This is a genomic window from Pseudomonas sp. NPDC086581, assembly GCF_044746165.1.
Lineage (GTDB): Bacteria > Pseudomonadota > Gammaproteobacteria > Pseudomonadales > Pseudomonadaceae > Pseudomonas.
This window is the reverse complement of record NZ_JBIVBR010000017.1, coordinates 1-19,027: the sequence shown is the minus strand read 5'-3', so window position 1 is coordinate 19,027 and position 19,027 is coordinate 1. Positions and strand designations below refer to the sequence as shown.

The 19,027-nt window shown below is 63.5% G+C and carries 18 protein-coding genes; 14 read left to right on the top strand and 4 right to left on the bottom strand.

What is annotated here, in order from left to right:
- The first annotated feature begins 179 nt into the window (after nt 1-179).
- From ACIPK7_RS26810 to ACIPK7_RS26790, 5 genes are read left to right on the top strand one after another with little or no spacing between them, the layout of a single operon-like run.
- The gene (locus ACIPK7_RS26810) at nt 180-1,235 is read left to right on the top strand and encodes a hemin-degrading factor (protein WP_401091272.1); all 1,056 of its coding nucleotides are present in this window, start codon (nt 180-182) and stop codon (nt 1,233-1,235) included.
- A 10-nt stretch (nt 1,236-1,245) separates the two neighbouring features.
- Nucleotides 1,246-2,139 carry a hemin ABC transporter substrate-binding protein gene (locus tag ACIPK7_RS26805; protein WP_401091270.1) on the top strand — a complete coding sequence of 298 codons (894 nt, stop codon included), beginning with the start codon at nt 1,246-1,248 and terminating at the stop codon, nt 2,137-2,139.
- Nucleotides 2,140-2,189: 50 nt separating this feature from the next.
- The gene (locus ACIPK7_RS26800; protein WP_401091333.1) at nt 2,190-3,173 is read left to right on the top strand and encodes a FecCD family ABC transporter permease; all 984 of its coding nucleotides are present in this window, start codon (nt 2,190-2,192) and stop codon (nt 3,171-3,173) included.
- A complete protein-coding gene (locus ACIPK7_RS26795) occupies nt 3,173-3,940 on the top strand; it encodes a heme ABC transporter ATP-binding protein (RefSeq protein ID WP_401091268.1) in 768 nt (255 codons plus the stop codon). The genes ACIPK7_RS26800 and ACIPK7_RS26795 overlap by 1 nt, the downstream gene beginning before the upstream one ends.
- A gap of 10 nt (nt 3,941-3,950) precedes the next feature.
- A complete protein-coding gene (locus ACIPK7_RS26790; protein WP_401091266.1) occupies nt 3,951-4,847 on the top strand; it encodes a ChaN family lipoprotein in 897 nt (298 codons plus the stop codon).
- A gap of 525 nt (nt 4,848-5,372) precedes the next feature.
- On the opposite strand, the gene ACIPK7_RS26785 is transcribed toward ACIPK7_RS26790, so the two are convergent.
- The 3 genes from ACIPK7_RS26785 to ACIPK7_RS26775 all read right to left on the bottom strand — a co-directional run bounded on the left by ACIPK7_RS26785 (nt 5,373) and on the right by ACIPK7_RS26775 (nt 8,345).
- A complete protein-coding gene (locus tag ACIPK7_RS26785; RefSeq protein WP_192435622.1) occupies nt 5,373-6,173 on the bottom strand; it encodes a Crp/Fnr family transcriptional regulator in 801 nt (266 codons plus the stop codon).
- A gap of 104 nt (nt 6,174-6,277) precedes the next feature.
- The gene (locus ACIPK7_RS26780; protein WP_024767178.1) at nt 6,278-6,550 is read right to left on the bottom strand and encodes a TfoX/Sxy family protein; all 273 of its coding nucleotides are present in this window, start codon (nt 6,548-6,550) and stop codon (nt 6,278-6,280) included.
- 232 nt (nt 6,551-6,782) lie between these two features.
- Nucleotides 6,783-8,345, bottom strand: coding sequence for an AAA family ATPase (locus ACIPK7_RS26775; protein WP_401091264.1), 1,563 nt, complete (start codon nt 8,343-8,345; stop codon nt 6,783-6,785).
- Nucleotides 8,346-8,561: 216 nt separating this feature from the next.
- On the opposite strand from ACIPK7_RS26775, the gene mrcB reads away from it, so the two are divergent.
- The 3 genes from mrcB to ACIPK7_RS26760 are packed head-to-tail and all read left to right on the top strand — an operon-like array spanning nt 8,562 to nt 12,056.
- The gene (mrcB, locus tag ACIPK7_RS26770) at nt 8,562-10,886 is read left to right on the top strand and encodes a penicillin-binding protein 1B (RefSeq protein WP_139791701.1); all 2,325 of its coding nucleotides are present in this window, start codon (nt 8,562-8,564) and stop codon (nt 10,884-10,886) included.
- A gap of 16 nt (nt 10,887-10,902) precedes the next feature.
- A complete protein-coding gene (locus ACIPK7_RS26765; protein WP_192435625.1) occupies nt 10,903-11,727 on the top strand; it encodes a tetratricopeptide repeat protein in 825 nt (274 codons plus the stop codon).
- Entirely contained in the window at nt 11,727-12,056 is a 330-nt protein-coding gene (locus tag ACIPK7_RS26760; protein ID WP_401091261.1) for a YqcC family protein, read from the top strand. The genes ACIPK7_RS26765 and ACIPK7_RS26760 overlap by 1 nt, the downstream gene beginning before the upstream one ends.
- A gap of 6 nt (nt 12,057-12,062) precedes the next feature.
- Here the strand turns inward: ACIPK7_RS26760 and ACIPK7_RS26755 are convergent, their stop codons facing one another.
- The gene (locus tag ACIPK7_RS26755; protein WP_192435627.1) at nt 12,063-12,512 is read right to left on the bottom strand and encodes a DUF4124 domain-containing protein; all 450 of its coding nucleotides are present in this window, start codon (nt 12,510-12,512) and stop codon (nt 12,063-12,065) included.
- Nucleotides 12,513-12,915: 403 nt separating this feature from the next.
- Between ACIPK7_RS26755 and ACIPK7_RS26750 the strand changes: the two genes are divergently transcribed.
- From ACIPK7_RS26750 to msrQ, 6 genes are all read left to right on the top strand, one after another.
- Nucleotides 12,916-14,646 carry an acetolactate synthase 3 large subunit gene (locus ACIPK7_RS26750; RefSeq protein ID WP_401091259.1) on the top strand — a complete coding sequence of 577 codons (1,731 nt, stop codon included), beginning with the start codon at nt 12,916-12,918 and terminating at the stop codon, nt 14,644-14,646.
- Nucleotides 14,647-14,648: 2 nt separating this feature from the next.
- Complete coding sequence (ilvN, locus tag ACIPK7_RS26745) at nt 14,649-15,140, top strand: acetolactate synthase small subunit (protein WP_081520739.1); 492 nt, start codon at nt 14,649-14,651, stop codon at nt 15,138-15,140.
- Between the two features lie 44 nt (nt 15,141-15,184).
- Nucleotides 15,185-16,201 (top strand): ketol-acid reductoisomerase, encoded by a 1,017-nt coding sequence (gene ilvC, locus ACIPK7_RS26740; RefSeq protein ID WP_017516327.1) that lies wholly within the window; start codon nt 15,185-15,187, stop codon nt 16,199-16,201.
- A gap of 149 nt (nt 16,202-16,350) precedes the next feature.
- Nucleotides 16,351-17,175: a CDP-diacylglycerol--serine O-phosphatidyltransferase gene (gene pssA, locus ACIPK7_RS26735; protein WP_017516328.1), complete on the top strand. Its 825-nt coding sequence runs from the start codon at nt 16,351-16,353 to the stop codon at nt 17,173-17,175.
- Between the two features lie 57 nt (nt 17,176-17,232).
- Complete coding sequence (msrP, locus tag ACIPK7_RS26730; protein ID WP_192435630.1) at nt 17,233-18,243, top strand: protein-methionine-sulfoxide reductase catalytic subunit MsrP; 1,011 nt, start codon at nt 17,233-17,235, stop codon at nt 18,241-18,243.
- A complete protein-coding gene (gene msrQ, locus ACIPK7_RS26725) occupies nt 18,243-18,851 on the top strand; it encodes a protein-methionine-sulfoxide reductase heme-binding subunit MsrQ (RefSeq protein ID WP_401091258.1) in 609 nt (202 codons plus the stop codon). The genes msrP and msrQ overlap by 1 nt, the downstream gene beginning before the upstream one ends.
- Nucleotides 18,852-19,027 lie beyond the last annotated feature (176 nt).

Here is a 19,027-nt window from a genome sequence, read left to right as displayed (position 1 = left end):
AATAGCGTGTGCTGAAGAAGGGCTGGGCTGGCGTGTTGCCAGCGAAAGCGGCGCCGACCTTACGCCTCTCCGGCATTTAATGCAAATAATTATCAAATAGATTTCCTGGTTTTCCTGTGGCAAGGTTCGTCCATGCTGCCGCGCCGCGGCAGGACACCTTTCGAACGAGGAATTCTGCGATGACGACCCTGACTGCGCCGGCCTCCGAGCTGTACTGCGCCTGGCAAGCCCTGCGCGCCGAGAAACCACGCCTGCGCGTCCGGGACGCGGCGCAACACCTGGCCGTGAGCGAGGCCGAGCTCACCGCTAGCCGCCTCGGCGTGGATGCCGTGCGACTACGCACCGACTGGGCCGAGCTGCTGCCGGCGCTGGGGGCGCTGGGCCAGATCATGGCGCTGACCCGCAACGAGCATTGCGTGCATGAGCGCAAGGGGCCGTACCGCGACTTCACCGTCTCCGCCAATGGCCAGATGGGCCTGGTGGTTTCCCCGGACATCGACCTGCGCCTGTTTCTCGCCGGCTGGGCCAGCGCCTTCGCCATCAGCGAGGAGACCGCCCACGGCACCCTGCGCAGCATCCAGATATTCGACCGCCAGGGCACCGCCGTGCACAAGGTCTTCCTCACCGAGCAGAGCGACCTCGCCGCCTGGGACCCGCTGGTTCGCAGCTTCACCGCCGCCAAGCAAAGCGCCGAGCTCGACCTGACTGCGCCAGAGCCCAAGGCCGCACCGCTGGCCGATGGCGAAATCGATGTCGCCGCCCTGCGCGAAGGCTGGGCGGCATTGAAGGACACCCACCACTTCTTCGCCCTGCTGAAGAAACACAAGGTCCAGCGAACCCAGGCGCTGCGTCTCGCCGGCCGTGAATGGGCCGAGCCGCTGGCCACTGGCGAACTGCCGCGCCTGCTGGAAGCGGCGGGGGCCAACCAGTTGCCGATCATGATCTTTGTCGGCAACGCGCACTGCATCCAGATTCACACCGGCGCCGTGCAGAACCTCAAGTGGATGGACGACTGGTTCAACGTCCTCGACCCGCTGTTCAACCTGCACCTGAAGACTCCGGGAGTGGTCGAACTGTGGCGCGTGCGCAAGCCCAGCAGCGACGGCGTGGTCACCAGCTGGGAGGCCTTCGACACCAATGGCGAGCTGGTGCTGCAGGTGTTCGGTGCGCGCAAGCCCGGCGTTCCGGAGCTGCAGGTCTGGCGCGAACTCGCCGAATCCTTCCCGGCACTCTGAGGGACGACACATGAAGATTTCCATGACTGCACGTGCGCTGCTCGCTGGGCTTTGCCTGACTGCCACCAGCGCTCTGGCCGAATCGCTGCCGCAACGCTGGGTGAGCGCCGGTGGTTCGCTGAGCGAATGGGTCGTCGCCCTGGGCGGCGAGGCCAAGCTGGTGGGTGTCGACACCACCAGCCTGAACCCCGCATCGCTCCACGCGCTGCCGAAAATCGGCTATCAGCGGCAGCTTGCCGCCGAAGGCATCCTCGCGCTGAAACCGGACATCCTGCTGGGCAGCGAAGAGATGGGTCCGCCGCCGGTACTGCAGCAACTGCGTGCCGCTGGTGTGCGGATCGAGACGCTCTCGGCCAAGGCTGACGAGAAGACCGTGCGCGACACCATCCAGCGTCTGGGCGAACTGCTTGGTGCGCCGGACAAGGCCAGGCAGGTCATGGCGGACTTCGATGCGCGTCTCGCCGCGCAGGGGGCGTGGGTGAAGAAAGCCCAGTCCGCGCAAGCTGCGCCCGGTGTCGTCCTGCTGGTCGGGCACGCTGGCGGCAACCTGCTGGTGGCCGGGCAGGACACTTCCGGCGACTGGCTGATCCAGCACGCCGGTGGCCGCAACCTGGCGACCCATATTGGCTACAAGACGCTGTCGACCGAAGCCCTCACCGCGCTGAACCCGCAGGTGGTGGTGCTCAGCGATCGCGCCCTGGACGGCGACAAGGCCCGCGCCGCGCTGACCCAGCAGAACCCCGGATTGGCCGCGACCAGCGCGCTGCGTGAAGGTCGCGTCCTGGTGCTCGATCCGACCCTGCTGGTGGGCGGTCTCGGTCCGCGCATCCCGGACGGGCTGGCTAGCCTCTCCCAGGCCTTTTATCCTTCCGCGCAGGCCCTGAACACGGGAAGTCGTCCTTGACCCGGATCGTTACCGCTCGACCGCTGTTCCTGCTCCTCGGTTTCCTTCTGCTGCTGGTCGTCTGGCTCTCACTGGCTCTCGGGCCGGTGAGCCTGCCGCTGGGCGATACCCTGCGCGCGCTGGCGCGCATGGCCGGGCTGCCAGTCTCCGCCGATGGCCTCGGCCAAGCCGAGCTGATCGTCGGGCAGATCCGCCTGCCGCGCACTTTGCTGGGCATTGCGACTGGCGGCGTGCTGGCGCTGGCCGGCGTGGCCATGCAGGGGCTGTTCCGCAATCCGCTGGCCGATCCCGGCCTGATTGGTGTATCCAGCGGTGCTGCGCTGGGGGCGGCCATCGCCATCGTCTTCGGTGCGTCCATTGGAGGCTTGCCCGAGGCCTTCGCTCCTTATCTGCTGTCCGCCTGCGCTTTTGCCGGCGGCCTGTCGGTGACGGCGCTGGTCTACCGGCTGGGGCGCCACAACGGCCAGACCAGCGTGGCGACCATGCTGCTCGCCGGCATCGCGCTGACCGCGCTGGCGGGCGCGCTGATCGGCCTGTTCACCTACCTCGCCGATGATGCCACGCTACGCACCCTGACGTTCTGGAACCTCGGCAGCCTCAACGGCGCGAGCTACCCGCGACTGTGGCCGCTGCTGCTGATCACCTTGCTAGTGGCCTGCTGGCTGCCGCGCCGGGTGAATGCCTTGAATGCGCTGCTGCTGGGCGAATCCGAAGCGCGTCACCTGGGCTTCGATGTCGAGCGGCTGAAACTCGAACTGATCCTCTGCACCGCGCTGGGCGTCGGCGCGGCGGTGGCTGCCGCCGGGATGATCGGTTTCATCGGTCTGGTGGTGCCGCACCTGCTGCGCCTGATCGTCGGCCCGGATCACCGGGTGCTGCTGCCCGCCTCGATGTTCGGCGGTGCGATCCTGCTTCTACTGGCCGACCTGATCGCGCGGCTGGCGCTGGCGCCGGCGGAACTGCCGATTGGCATCGTCACGGCGTTGATCGGTGCGCCGTTCTTCCTTTATCTGCTGATCCGGGGGCGTTCCTGATGCTGTGCGCAGACAAGCTGCTGGTGAAGCGCGGCGCCCAGACCGTCCTGCAGGAAGTGAGCGTGACGCTGCAGCCGGGCGAAGTGCTCGGCGTCCTCGGCCCCAATGGTGCGGGCAAGAGCACCCTGCTTGGCGCCATGAACGGGGAACTGCCGCTGGCCGGCGGATCAGTGAGCCTCGACGGCCGCCCGCTGGACTCCTGGCAAGGTACCGAGCGCGCTCGCCGGTTGGCCGTGCTGCCGCAATCGTCTTCGCTGAACTTCGCATTTCCCGTTGAGGCCGTGGTGGGCTTCGGCCGGCTGCCCCACGACAGTGGCCGCCAGCGTGACGAGGAAATCATCCGCGAAGCCATGGCCGCCGCTGATGCTTCACACCTGGCCGGTCGCAGTTACCTGGCGCTCTCCGGGGGAGAACGCCAGCGCGTGCATCTGGCTCGAGTGCTGGCGCAACTGTGGCCGGGCGGGGCGGAACAGGTGCTGCTGCTGGATGAGCCGACCTCGGCGCTCGACCCGCTGCACCAGCACACTACGCTGCAAGCAGTGCGCGATTTCGCCGGGCGCGGCGCGGCGGTGCTGGTAATCCTGCACGACCTGAATCTCGCGGCGCGTTACTGTGATCGCCTGTTGCTGCTGCACGAGGCGCGCGCGCATCTGCTCGGGACCCCTCGCGAAGTGCTGCAGGCCGAGCCGCTGCGCACTGTCTTCGGCCTCGATGTGCTGGTGCAGGAGCACCCGGAACGCGGCCACCCGCTGATCATCGCGCGCTAATGGAGCCCCAATGAAGAAGGTCCTGCTCGTCGCGCTGCTGGCGCTGCTCGCTGCCTGCCAGAATCATGTGGCGGCGCCGCCGCTGCCGGTCTGGCAGAGCCCGGAAGGGCACGACAGCGCTGAACTGGGCGTCATCCGCGATCTGCGCAGCGGTGAAGAGCTGTCGCCGGCGCAACTGCTCGACCGACTGGCTGCCGCACCGCGGGTGATAGTCGGCGAGCAGCACGACAACCCCGATCACCATGCACTCGAGCTCTGGCTGGCGCGCGCACTGGCCGAGCGCCGCCCGACTGGCAGCGTGCTGCTGGAGATGCTCAACCCCGATCAGCAAAGCGCCGTGAGCGCTGCCCAGTCCTCGGCAGCGAAGGGTGATACGCCGAAAGACCTGATCGGTGCGCTGCGCTGGCAATCGGGCTGGGGCTGGTCACAGTACGGTCCGCTGGTGACCTGGCTGGTGAAACAGCCGGCGCCGCTGCTGGCCGCCAACCTGGATCGCAGCGAGATCATGGCCATCTACCGGAACAAGCCCGAATTGCAGGGGCCGGCCTCCACGGCGGCCTCGGTGCGCGATACGCTGCTGCAGGACATCCGCGAGTCCCACTGTGGCCTGCTGCCGGACAGTCAGCTGCCGGCGATGCTGGCAGTGCAGCAGCAGCGCGATCGGCGCCTGGCCGAACGTTTCAGGGCGGCGCCCGAACCTTCCCTGCTGATTGCTGGCGGATTCCATGCGCGCCGCGATCTGGGCGTTCCGCTGCATCTGCAGGACCTGGACGCCGCTCAAGGGCTGAAGGTAGTGATGCTGGTGGAAGTGGGCAGGGCGGTGGAGCCGGCTCAGGCGGACTTCGCCTGGTACACACCGGCGCAGCCGCCGACGGATTACTGCGCGCAGATGCGCGGCAAGCTGTGAAGGGGCCGGAGGGCCCTTTTTATGAATGCATGAATGGCGATCGCTGCAGAAATCGCGGACAAAAAAAGACCCGGCAAAGTGCCGGGTCCAAACCGTGATTAGCCTGATGAGGAGATAATCTGAAGAGTCCGACTGTGGTCTCTCGAGCTTATCCAACTGGCCTCGCAGCCAGTTGTTGTAATAATAACCATTATCATTTGAGAGTCAACACCTTTCTTCGACCGATCCGAAGTTTTTCTGGTGGACGTGAATGCGCCGCGCGAAGGAAAAAAATCGAGGCAAAAAAAAGACCCGGCAAAGTGCCGGGTCGAAACCGTGATTAGCCTGATGAGGAGATAATCTGAAGAGTCCGACTGCGTGGTCTCTTGAGGTTATCGATCTGGCCTCGCGACCAGATGACTCAATAATAATCATTATCATTTGAGAGTCAACCTCTTTTCTGCAGATTTTTTCTCGCCCGCGAAATACCGCCTGCGCAAACGAAAAAGCCCGGCGCTGGTCCGGGCTTTCTCAGGTGGAAGCGGATCAGTCGGCCTGGCGTTGTAGACGCAGCTGGGTGACTTCCTTGTTCAGCAGGTCGATGCGCCGCGCCATGCCTTCGATGAGGCTGTGGGCAATGCGCGGGTTGCTCTGCATCAGGCTGAGGAACTGGTCCTTGGGAATCACCATCACGGTGCACGGTTCGCTGGCGATCACCGAGGCGCTGCGCTTCTCGCGGGTGAACACGGCCATGGCGCCGAAGATCTCGTCTTTCTGCACATCACCGACCTTCTGCCCGTCGACGAAGGCTTCGGCGTGGCCCTCGATGATGATGAACACGTGCTCGGCGTCGTCACCCTGCTGGATCAGCTGGGCGCCGGCAGCGAAGTGCTGGAAGCCGGTGGCCGGGCGGATCTCCGGCTGCTTGAGATGCGCCAGGGCATCCGACAACAGCGCGGTGTGGCCAATCAGGTAGTGCAGGAACTGCTCCTGACGCTGCTCGTGGCTGTGGATGTGACGGAATACTTCGCTGCGCAAATAAGGGATCAGGCACAGCGGCTCTTCGCTGACATAGCGGCAGGGCGGCAGCTCGATGCCCTGGCGCAGACCGACAAGGTCGCCTTCCTGCAGGTAGAACAGCGGGCGTTCATCCACCAGAGCATGGACTAGGCCGTTCTCGATGAGGAATAGGTGCTTGCCGGGCAACTCGCCTTCCAGATCGTCGGAGCGCTCCAGCCGGATGGCTTCGCCCGCGGGCTCAAGGCCGGCAAGCAGCTGCGCCGGAATGCCCTGTAGCCGATTGATCAGTCGATCGGCATAGGCGGGTTGTTCACCGAGTAGGTACATGGCCGTAATTCCTTGATATGGCGACGGTCGAGGGCGCACGAAGGGCCCTGAAACCATAAGCGGACAGGCACCTTGCGTAAACATTTTCCCACAGAGCTTGTGAGCTAGCTCTTGTTACGTGCTGGAAATGTCTCAAGCTCGCCGAGAAGGGCCGCTTTGTGCGCAGGGGGCAGGTCGTTCCAGTGCACATCCAGTAGTGCGCCCTCGATGGCATAGAGCAGCACTTTGGAGGCGCGGAAGCCCCGCGCGCGTACGGCCCGATAAGCGCCGACAGCGCCCAGGCGTCGTAGGTCGCCGGCGTTGTGGATGCCCACGGCGTGGAGCCACTGGGCGGAGGTTTTGCCGAGGTTCTTCAGGTGCAGCAGTTCGTCGTTCATCGTCTGTCCTTGCGATGGGCGCGATGGGTGTCAGGTCTTGAAGGGGCCGAGAACTGCTCGTAGCGGCCGGACACTCTGGAGGAAGTGTAGCGGTGACTGGGAAAAACGTGGCTTTGTGATATCGCCAAAAAAATTCGGGGCAGGGCGTTGTTGTCGTCGAAGGCTGGCCGGGCGGCGTCGCTACCGGCCGGAGATCGCCACGCGTGGGCGACTCCGGCCGACAGGCGGTGGATCAGAGGCCAGGCAGGCGCTGGCGGATGCTGGCAACCAAGGCGTCGAGGTTGGCGGCTTCCGGGGTGTTGACGCGCTTGCTGTGCTGCTGCTCCTCGGCGCTCAGGTCGTCGCGGCTGGCTAGCTGCGCCTGGACGACTTCCAGGGTGGCGTCAGAAGGGTCGTTGCCGTCGTTCTGGCGCTGGGCCAGCCAGCCGGCGATCACGGCTTCAGGTGCGTGGCAGTCGAGGATCAGGAAGGGCACGCCGGTTTCCTCGGCGATTTCCCATGCCGCGGCGCGCTGCTCGCGCTTGAGGAAGGTGGCGTCCAACAAGACCGGGTAGCCGGCGCGCAGAATGTCCACGGCCAGTTCGTTGAGGCGCTGGTAGGTCGCGGCGGTGGAGTCGGCGTCATAGATGCCGCTCTTGAGCTGGCCCTGCTGATCGGTCTTCTGTTCACCGAACAGGCGCTTGCGTTCCACGTCCGAGCGCAGGCGAACGGCGCCCAGCGCTTCCACCAGGCGCAGGGCAACCTGGCTCTTGCCGACCGCGGAAACGCCGACGGTGACGGCCAGGAAGCGCGAGGGAATGGCGCTGTAGCTTTCCGCCAGGTTGGCGTAGTTGCGGTACTGGCGCAGGGTCGCGGCTTTCTGCACGGCGTCGGTCTGGTGCGCCAGGCTGAAAAGCGCGATCTTGGCGCGAACCAGGGCGCGGTAGGCCTTGTAGAAGTTCAGCAGGGCCAGGGATTGGTAGTCACCGGTGTATTCCAGGTACTGGCTGACGAAGCGCCGCGACAGGCATTTCAGGCCGCGGTCCTCCAGGTCCATCGCGAGGAAGGCGTAATCGGCGGTGACATCGGTGAAGCGGAACGGCTCGTTGAATTCGATGCAGTCGAACAGCACGGCCTTGCCATCGATGATCGCGGCGTTACCCAGGTGGATGTCGCCATGGCATTCGCGGATGAAGCCGTTTGCCTTGCGCTGCTCGAATACGCTGTGCAGGCGCTCGAAGCTGGATTCGGCCCAGGCTTCCAGGGCGCCGAGTTGTTGCAGGTCGGCCTTGTCGGAGAGCATCGGGCGGATCTGCTCGAAGTTCTGTCGCACCGGCGCCATGCAGGATTCTGGTGTGCCCAGCGGGTGCTCGATCGGTACGACCGGAGTGCGTAGATGGAAATCGGCGATCTGCTTGGCCAGGCCGTCGATGTGCTCGGCGCCCAGCTCTCCACGGGCCTGCACTTCGCTGAGCAGTTGGCTTTGCGGGAATTCGCGGCACTGGAGCATGTACTCGAAGGCCGGACCCTCACCGTTCAGTTGCGGCGCGGACTCGCTGCCGGTGATGGCGATCACGTCAAGGTACAGGCCTTCGGTCAGGCGCTGGTTCAAGCGCAGTTCTTCCTCACAGAAGTGCTTTCGCTTGGCCAGGTCGGTGAAGTCGAGGAAGCCGAAGTTCACCGGCTTCTTGATCTTGTAGACGTAGGAGCCAGTGAGCAGCACCCAGGAAATGTGGGTTTCGATGACCCGGAAACCGTCGACCGGATGTGGGAAGAGGGCGGGGTTCTGCAGGGCTGCGAGTAAGGTCTGGCTCACGTGATGTCCTTTCCGATCGAATTTCTGAAGGCAGGCATTATGGCGGCTGGGTAGGCAGCTGCAAACTCTGCGGCCGGCCGGCAACCAAATGGCCATCGTGGGGTCATAGCTCGGCGACTGCCGACTTCGCGAGATGCGCGGCAATTCGCATCAAGCCCGGACGCCCGCTGGAGCGGCGTCTGTCTCCTGTGGATAAAGTACGTATAATGCGCCGCCATGACGCGTCCCCGATCTTCCAAACCTCGTAAAAAAAGCGGCAAATCGTCGCCCGCCATGCGCAAGTGGCTGGGCTGGGCTCTCAAGCTCGGTCTGGTTGGCGTGGTGGTGCTGGCCGGTTTTGCCGTGTACCTCGATGCGGTTGTCCAGGAGAAGTTCTCCGGCAAACGCTGGACTATTCCCGCCAAGGTCTATGCCCGGCCGCTGGAGCTGTTCGTCGGCCTGAAACTGGGCAAGGACGACTTCCTGCGCGAGCTGGATGCCCTGGGCTATCGGCGCGAGACTTCGGTCGCCGGGCCGGGCGCGGTGTCGGTGGCCGGCAATGCCGTCGACCTGAACACACGCGGCTTCCAGTTCTATGAAGGTGCCGAGCCGGCGCAGCGCATCCGTGTGCGCTTCTCCGGCGACTATGTGGCCGGCCTGAGTCGCGCCAACGGTGGCGACCTCGCTGTCGCACGCATGGAGCCGCTGCTGATCGGCGGCCTGTACCCGGCGCACAACGAAGACCGCATCCTGATCAAGCTCGACCAGGTGCCGCCGTACCTGATCGATACCCTGGTGGCCGTGGAAGACCGGGACTTCTGGACCCACCACGGGGTTTCGATCAAGTCCATCGCCCGCGCCGTCTGGGTCAACGCCAGCGCCGGCCAGTTGCGCCAGGGCGGCAGCACGCTGACCCAGCAGTTGGTGAAGAACTTCTTCCTGACCAACGAACGCAGCCTGTCGCGCAAGCTCACCGAAGCCATGATGGCGGTGCTGCTGGAACTGCATTACGACAAGCGCGAAATCCTCGAGGGCTACCTCAACGAGGTGTTCCTCGGCCAGGACGGCCAGCGCTCGGTGAACGGCTTCGGCCTCGCCAGCCAGTACTTCTTCAGCCAGCCGCTGTCGGAGCTCAAGCTGCCGCAGGTCGCTCTGCTGGTCGGCATGGTGAAAGGGCCCTCCTATTACAACCCGCGCCGCAATCCTGAACGTGCGCTGGAACGCCGCAACGTGGTGCTCGACGTGCTCGCCGAGCAGGGCGTGATCACTGCCGACGAAGCGGCTGCCGCCAAGCAGACGCCGCTGGGTGTGACTCGCCAGGGCAGCATGGCCAACAGCTCCTATCCGGCTTTCCTCGACCTGGTGAAACGCCAGCTGCGCGAGGATTACCGCGACGAGGACCTGACCGAAGAAGGCCTGCGTATCTTCACCAGCTTCGACCCCATCCTGCAGATGAAGGCCGAGTCCGCCGTCAGCGAAACCTTCAAGCGCCTCGAAGGCCGCAAGGGCGTCGCCGAAACCGAAACCGCGATGGTCGTGACCAATCCGGAAACCGGTGAGATCCAGGCTTTGCTCGGCAGCCGCGACCCGCGCTTTGCTGGCTTCAACCGCGCCGTCGATGCGGTGCGGCCGATCGGTTCTCTGGTCAAGCCGGCGGTCTACCTGACCGCGCTGGAAAAGCCGAGCCAGTACACCCTGACCAGTTACATCCAGGATCAGCCGTTCCAGGTGAAGGGCAAAGATGGTCAGGTCTGGACGCCGAAGAACTATGAAGGCACCGCCAACGGAACCATCTTCCTCTACCAGGGGTTGGCCCGTTCGCTGAACCTGTCTACTGCCAGGCTGGGTCTCGACCTGGGCGTGCCGAACGTTCTGAAGACGCTGGAGCGACTAGGCGTTTCGCCGAACTGGCCGGCTTATCCGTCGATGCTGCTGGGGGCCGGTGCTCTGAGCCCGATGCAGGTGGCGACCATGTACCAGACCATCGCCAGCGGCGGTTTCAATACTCCGCTGCGTAGTATTCGCAGTGTGCTGGCGGCCGACGGGCAGCCGCTCAAGCGTTATCCGTTCCAGGTCCAGCAGCGCTTCGATCCGGGCGCCATCTATCTGCTGCAAAGCGCCATGCAGCGCGTGATGCGCGAGGGCACCGGGCGTTCCGTCTACAACCAGCTGCCGGCGTCCCTGACCCTGGCGGGCAAGACCGGCACCACCAACGACTCCCGCGACAGCTGGTTCTCCGGCTTCGGTCAGGACCTGCTGGCGGTGGTGTGGATCGGTCGCGACGACAACGGCAAGACGCCGCTCACCGGCGCCACCGGTGCGCTGCAGATCTGGACCAGCTTCATGCGCAAGGCCAATCCGGCGCCGCTGGACATGCCTATGCCGGATAATGTCGTGCAGGCCTGGGTCGATCCGCATACTGGGCAGGGCACAGACGCCAACTGCCCCGGTGCGGTGCAGATGCCTTATATTCGTGGAAGCGAGCCTGCGCTGGGCGCAGGTTGCGGAAACCAGACGCCGGCCGGCGAAGTCATGGATTGGGTGCGTGGCTGGTTGAACTGATGCAAGAGGATTGGAAGTGAGAAAAGCTTGGTTTGCAGCGTCGGCGACTCTGGCGCTTCTGTCCGGTTGTGCCTCCCCCCAGCACGGCGCGATTCCCGTGCAGGACTCCGGTACCTCCGTCTCCAACTCGGAGCGCGTCGGCCGCAGCGGTGGCAACACCCAGGCGCCGGTACGTGCCGGAGCCGGCCAGAGCATCCCGCAAGGTGACTCCGGCGTTACCGTGATGGTCCCGCAGGATGCCGGCGTGGCACCTATCCAGACCTTCCCGGCACAAACCGGCGCTGCGCCGATCAGCACTGCGCCGATGACCACCTCCGGAGGTGCCAGCGGCTCGAACTATTCGTCGCAGCAGCCGATTTCCACCAGCGGCGGCATTACCTCCAGCGGTGGTTTCCAGTCGCAGACCTACCAGCAGCCGGCGTACCAGACCCAGCAGGCGGCGCCGTCCTCCCAGAACGTTTATCAGGGCCCGTCCGGGATTCCGTCGAGCAACTCCGGCCTGTCGGCGGACGAGCAGCTGGATGGCCCGGTGCTGGCGCTGTTGACCTCCGCTTCGCAGCAGCAGGGCGGTGGTGATCTGAACGGCGCTGCTGCCAGCCTGGAGCGTGCCCAGCGTATCGCTCCGCGCGAGCCGCAGGTGCTCTACAAGCTGGCCCAGGTTCGCCTGGCCCAGGGCGATGCCGCGCAGGCCGAGCAGGTAGCGCTGCGAGGTCTGTCGCTGGCCAATGGTCGCCCGACCATGCAGGCCAGCCTGTGGGATCTGATTGCCAAGTGCCGTGACCAGCAGGGCAATGCGGCCGGTGCCGCCGAAGCGCGGCAGAAAGCCAAGGTGACCCTGTAATGGACGGGCGTGTGCTGGCCGTTGCCGATCAGTTGCTGCTGATCGAGCGGGAGCTGCGTGCGATCGGGAAGTGGGGAGTTGAGAGCCCGTCGACGGACAGGCTCTCCAGCATCGAGCCCTTCTGCGTGGACACGTTGGCGCTGGAGGAGTGGCTGCAGTGGATCTTCCTGCCGCGGATGAAGTTGATCATCGAGAGTGGCGCGGACCTGCCCAGTGCCTCAGGCATCCGCGCCATCGCGGAAATGGCTTACGCCAATGAGGGCGCACGAGTGGTGGCGTTGCTGGATGCCCTTGGCGCCTTCGATCAACTGATCAGCCCGACGCCCTGAGGGGCATCAGTTGCAGTTTTCGCGCAGGCTCTTCTCGCTGGTGGCGATGCGCCCCTGGCGTTCTTCTTCGGTGATCCGCCGCAGATCGCCGTTACCGTCGTCCACCCGGATCCGCGGGTTGTTCTTCAGTTGGGCCAAGTCGGTGCGCAGCTTTTCGCATTGCTGAATGCGCTCGGCTTCCTGCTGTGCCACTTCCTGGCGCACCTTCTCGTCGGCGGCCTTCTGCTTTTCGTCCGTGCTGGGTGGCAGCGTAGGCTTGGCGGCAGCGGGCGGCGGGAAGTTGCTCGCCTTGGGCGGGGCGGTATTGGTGTTGACGGCGGCGGCGTCGGTGCCTTCCGGCGGTTGGGCGCCGAAGTGGGTGATGCCCTGGGCATCGACCCATTTGTAGACCTGCGCGGCCATCACGGTCGGGGCCAGTGCGAGCAGCAGGCTGCCCATGAAAATCGTCCGTCGCATGCGTTGTCGATCCTTGGGATGCGGAGTCTGTTGGTAACTATAACCAAAACGTGCGCTTATTCACTCTGAGAAAGTTCACATCCCTGCTTCATTCAAAGCCATATATGGCTTGACTTGGCCGCTTCGTTTCAGAAGAATCCAAGGTTCGCTGCAGTGGGCCGGCCGCAAGCTGGTTTTACTCGGCAGACAAGAGGTGCTACCCGCGCCGCAAAGTTTCACCCTGTTTCGCGTTACCTCGCGCTGGGTGGAGGCTCTCCGTAACACAAACAGGAGCGTCTCCAGGTTCTGCTCAATCGGCAGTCGACGTAGCCGGCGATTACATTCGCCCATGTCTGCCGGGCAGCCATCCAAGTCGGTCCCCCACGTTGGGGGTTTCCGTATATAGCGTTCTAGAGGTGACAACGTGGAACTTTTATCCGGCGCTGAAATGGTCGTCCGCTCCCTGCGTGACGAAGGCGTTAAGTACATCTACGGGTACCCGGGCGGTGCCCTCCTGCATATCTACGACGCTCTCTTCAAAGAGAACGAAGTAACCCATATCCTGGTTCGCCACGAGCAGGCCGCGACCCACATGGCCGACGGCTATGCGCGCGCCACCGGCAAGCCGGGCGTGGTGCTGGTGACCTCCGGTCCCGGCGCGACCAACGCCGTCACCGGCATCGCTACCGCCTACATGGACTCCATCCCGATGGTGGTGATCTCTGGCCAGGTGGCGAGCAACATGGTCGGTACCGATGCGTTCCAGGAAACCGACATGGTCGGTATCTCCCGCCCGATCGTGAAGCACAGCTTCATCATCAAGCACCCGTCGGAAATCCCGGAAGTCATCAAGAAGGCCTTCTATATCGCCCAGTCCGGTCGTCCCGGCCCGGTGGTGATCGATATTCCGAAGGACATGGGCGATCCGACCCAGAAGTTCGAGTACAACTACCCGAAGAAGGTCAAGCTGCGCTCCTACAGCCCGGCGGTCCGTGGTCACTCCGGTCAGATCCGCAAGGCTGCCGAGATGATGCTCGCCGCCAAGCGCCCGATCATCTACGCCGGTGGTGGCGTGATCATGGGCAATGCCGCCGAGCCGCTGACCGAAGTCGCGCGCATGCTCAATGTGCCGGTCACCAACACCCTGATGGGGCTGGGTGGCTATCCGGGTGCCGATCGCCAGTTCGTCGGCATGCTCGGCATGCACGGCAGCTACACCGCGAACCTCGCGATGCACCACGCTGACGTGATCTTCGCTGTCGGCGCACGCTTCGACGACCGCGTGATCAACGGCGAGACCGCTGCCAAGTTCTGTCCGAACGCCAAGATCATCCACGTCGACATCGACCCGGCCTCGATCTCCAAGACCGTCAAGGCCGACATCCCGATCGTCGGCCCGGTGGACAGCGTCCTGACCGAAATGGTCGCGATCCTCAAGGAAATCGGCGAGACCCCGAACAAGGAAGCCCAGGCTGCCTGGTGGAAGCAGATCGAGGAATGGCGCGGCACCCGCGGCCTGTTCCCGTACAACATGGGCGACGGCAGCATCATCAAGCCGCAGACCGTGATCGAGACCCTCTGCGAAGTCACCAACGGTGATGCCTTCGTCGCTTCCGACGTGGGCCAGCACCAGATGTTCGCGGCGCAGTACTACCGCTTCAACAAGCCCAATCGCTGGATCAACTCCGGTGGCCTGGGCACCATGGGCTTCGGTTTCCCGGCCGCCATGGGCGTGAAGCTGAACTTCCCCGAAGCCGACGTCGCCTGCGTGACCGGTGAAGGCAGCATCCAGATGAACATCCAGGAGCTGTCCACCTGCCTGCAGTACGACCTGCCGGTGAAGATCGTCAACCTGAACAACGGTGCGCTGGGCATGGTCCGCCAATGGCAGGACATGCAGTACAACAGCCGTTATTCGCACTCCTACATGGAATCGCTGCCGGACTTCGTCAAGCTGGCTGAGGCGTATGGCCACGTCGGCATGCGCATCACCGACCTGAAGGACCTGAAACCGATGATGGAAGAAGCCTTCGCGATGAAGAATCGCCTGGTCTTCCTCGACATCCAGGTCGATACCAGCGAGCACGTCTACCCGATGCAGATCCGCGGTGGTGCGATGCGCGACATGTGGCTGAGCAAGACGGAGCGTACCTGATCATGCGACACATCATTTCCCTGCTGCTGGAAAACGAACCCGGTGCGCTCTCTCGCGTGGTCGGCCTGTTCTCCCAGCGCAACTACAACATCGAAAGCCTGACCGTCGCCCCGACCGAGGACCCGACGCTGTCGCGCCTGACCCTGACCACCGCCGGTCAGGATGAGGTCATCGAGCAGATCACCAAGAACCTCAACAAGCTCATCGAGGTGGTAAAACTGGTGAACCTCTCGGAGAGCGCGCACATCGAGCGCGAGCTGATGCTGGTGAAAGTGAAGGCCACCGGCGCCCAGCGCGCCGAGGTCAAGCGCACCACCGACATCTTCCGCGGACAGATCGTCGACGTCACCAGCAGCGTCTATACCGTACAGCTGGCCGGTACCAGCGACAAGCTGGATAGCTTCATCCAGGCCGTCGGCACCGCGTCGATCCTCGAAGTTGTCCGTAGCGGCGTCACCGGCATTGCCCGTGGCGACAAGACTCTCAGCATCTGATTTGAAATACGGCCCACGAGGCCAACTGACAGGGGATTACCCAAATGCGCGTTTTCTACGATAAAGACTGTGACCTCTCCATCGTTCAGGGCAAGAAAGTTGCCATCATCGGTTACGGTTCCCAGGGCCACGCCCACGCCTGCAACCTGAAAGACTCCGGCGTCGACGTTACCGTCGGCCTGCGTGCGGGTTCTTCCTCCGTTGCCAAGGCTCAAAACCACGGCCTGAAAGTCGCCGAAGTGGCTGAAGCCGTTGCCGCTGCTGACCTGGTCATGATCCTGACCCCGGACGAATTCCAGGGCCGCCTGTACAAGGACGAGATTGAGCCGAACCTGAAGAAGGGCGCTACCCTCGCCTTCGCTCACGGCTTCTCCATCCACTACAACCAGGTCGTACCGCGTGCTGACCTCGACGTGATCATGATCGCGCCGAAGGCTCCGGGCCACACCGTTCGCTCCGAGTTCGTCAAGGGCGGCGGCATCCCTGACCTGATCGCCATCTACCAGGACGCTTCGGGCAATGCCAAGAACGTCGCTCTGTCCTACGCCTGCGGCGTTGGCGGTGGCCGTACCGGCATCATCGAAACCACCTTCAAGGACGAGACCGAAACCGACCTGTTCGGCGAGCAGGCTGTTCTGTGTGGCGGTTGCGTCGAGCTGGTGAAAGCCGGTTTCGAAACCCTGGTCGAAGCCGGTTACGCTCCGGAAATGGCCTACTTCGAGTGCCTGCACGAACTGAAGCTGATCGTTGACCTCATGTACGAAGGTGGCATCGCCAACATGAACTACTCGATCTCGAACAACGCCGAATACGGCGAGTACGTGACCGGCCCGGAAGTGATCAACGCCGAATCCCGTCAGGCCATGCGCAACGCTCTGAAGCGCATCCAGGACGGCGAATACGCCAAGATGTTCATCTCCGAAGGCGCCACCAACTACCCGTCGATGACCGCCAAGCGCCGCAACAACGCCGCTCACGGCATCGAAGTCATCGGCGAGCAGCTGCGCGCCATGATGCCGTGGATCGCCGCCAACAAGATCGTCGACAAGACCAAGAACTAAGGTCTTTTCGACGAACGAAGAAACGCGGCGCTTGCCGCGTTTTTTCGTTTAGGGGCGGTGATCTGGTATAAAGCGGGGGCGTCGGGTGAGTCTGCGCAGTAGCGTGCCCCGGCGAATCTCAGCCTCAACGAGTTCTCAAGGAATCGTCCATGAGTGAAGGTCACGAGGAGCCGAACAAGGCTTCCGACACCGAAGAAAGTCTGCTGCCCATCGATGAACACATCGAAGAGGGGCATGACGCCGAAGGTCGCAAGGTTCGTCATCGCGGCATCTACCTGCTGCCCAACCTGTTCACCACCGCGGCACTGTTCACCGGCCTCTACGCCATCATCAATGCCATGAACGGCGACTTCTCCAACGCCGCTATCGCCATCTTCGTCGCCATGGTCCTCGACGGCCTCGACGGTCGTGTGGCCCGCCTGACCAATACCCAGAGTGCCTTCGGTGCCGAGTACGACTCGCTGTCCGACATGGTTGCTTTTGGTGTCGCTCCGGCGCTGGTTGCCTTCGAGTGGGCGCTGAGCAGCCTGGGCAAGGTCGGCTGGATGGTCGCCTTCATCTATGTGGCGGGAGCTGCTCTGCGTCTGGCACGCTTCAATACTCAGGTGGGCAAGGCCGACAAGCGCTACTTCATTGGTCTGGCCAGTCCGGCTGCCGCGGCGCTGGTTGCCGGTACGGTGTGGGCGTTCGCCGACTTCGACGTGCAGGGTGCCAAGGTTTCCCTGCTGGTTGCCCTGATGGTCGCTGCCGCTGGCATGCTGATGGTCAGCAACATCAAGTACTACAGCTTCAAGGATCTCGACCTGCGTGGTCGCGTGCCGTTCATGGCGATCCTGGTGGTGGTGCTGGCATTCGCCGTGGTCTTCACCGACCCGCCGCGCATCCTGCTCCTGCTGTTCCTTGCTTACGCCACCTCCGGCCCGGTGCAATACTTGTTGCAATTGCGCCGTCGCAAGCAGCCGCCTGCCGTGTAATTTCCAGCGGGCTCCGCAGTCTACTGGCGCATACAGCCAGTCGTTGCGGAGCCCGTCATGCTGATCAAGTCGTCCCGCCTTTCCGATTGCCACGAATCGGAAGTCACTCCTGAATCCCTCTATCTCTCCCGCCGCCACTTTCTCGGTGGTGCGATGGCGGCTGCCGCACTGTCCGGACTGCCCCGGCTGAGCCTTGCCGATGGCGGTCGCTATGCTGATGTGGCCGAAGCGGCTGCTCCTTCCTGGTTGGCGGAGAAGCTGTCGGCTACCCGCTGGGATGCCGTGACGGTGAAAGATGAAGCCATTACGCCATTCAAGGACGCGACCACCTACAACAACTTCTACGAGTTCGGCCCCGACAAGGGCGATCCCGCCGCCAATGCCGGCGCGCTGAAGACCGAGCCGTGGTCAGTCGTGATCGATGGGGAGGTGGGCAAGCCTGGCAAGTATGGTCTCGAAGACTTCATCAAGCCCTATCAACTGGAGGAACGCATCTACCGGCTGCGCTGTGTCGAAGCCTGGTCAATGGTCATTCCCTGGATTGGCTTCCCGATATCCGACCTGATCAAGCGAGTGGAGCCGACCAGCAAGGCAAAGTACGTACGCTTCGAAACGCTGGTGGATCGCAAGGACATGCCGGGTGTGCAGTCCAACTTCGCCCTGATCGACTGGCCCTATGTGGAAGGGTTGCGTATGGACGAAGCCATGCATCCGTTGGCGATATTGGCAGTCGGCATCTATGGCCGGGTGCTGGCGAACCAGAACGGAGCACCGCTTCGCCTGGTGGTGCCGTGGAAGTACGGGTTCAAGGGGGCCAAGTCCATCGTGCGGATCAGCTTCGTGGAAGAGCAGCCCAAGACTACCTGGCAAAGCCTGGCGGCTGATGAGTACGGTTTCTATGCCAACGTCAATCCGACCGTGGACCATCCTCGCTGGAGTCAGGCGCGCGAGCGGCGCCTGCCCAGTGGACTATTCAGCCCCAATGTTCGTCCTACCCTCATGTTCAACGGCTACGCCGATGAGGTCGCTTCGCTTTATGCAGGCATGGACCTGAGGATGGATTACTGATGCGCTATCCGTTCTGGCGGGCCGGGGTGTTTCTGGCTGCGATGCTGCCGCCCCTTTATTGGCTGTACCAGGCGTGGATCTTCGATCTCGGCCCGGACCCGGGCAAGGCGTTGGTCGACCGGCTGGGGCAGGGCGGTCTGATCCTGTTGCTCATAACCCTGACCATGACTCCCCTGCAGAAGATCACCCGCTGGGGAGGCTGGGTACAGGTGAGGCGGCAGTTGGGTCTGTGGTGCTTCACTTATATAGTGCTGCACCTGGGCGCCTATGCCGTCTTCATCCTGGGTCTGGACTGGGCGCAGTTGGGCGTAGAACTGCGCAAGCGTCCCTATATCATCGTGGGGGGCATTGCCTTCCTCGGTCTGCTCTCCCTGGCGATCACCTCCAACCGGTACAGCATGCGAAAGCTCGGGGCGAGCTGGAAGAAACTGCATCGCCTGATATATGTCATCCTCGGTCTGGGGTTGCTGCATATGCTGTGGGTCGTACGCTCCGATCTTGAGCGCTGGGCGGTCTATGCAGCCATAGGCCTGATCCTGATGCTTCTGCGGACGCCGCCGGTGGCGCGTCGCCTACCTTTCCTGCGGGGCCGTCCGGCGGCGAACTGAAGAAAGTTTAAATTAGTCGTTGACGGCCGATTTAAACTCCCTATAATGCGCACCACTCCCAGCGACGAAGCGCTGAAAGAACTTGAGAATCAAGTACTTACAGGTGTTCTGAGGTGAGAGTGGTGGTCAGGCGGGTGATTCACTTGCCGCTCTTCATTCGCTGCTTCGGTAGCGGG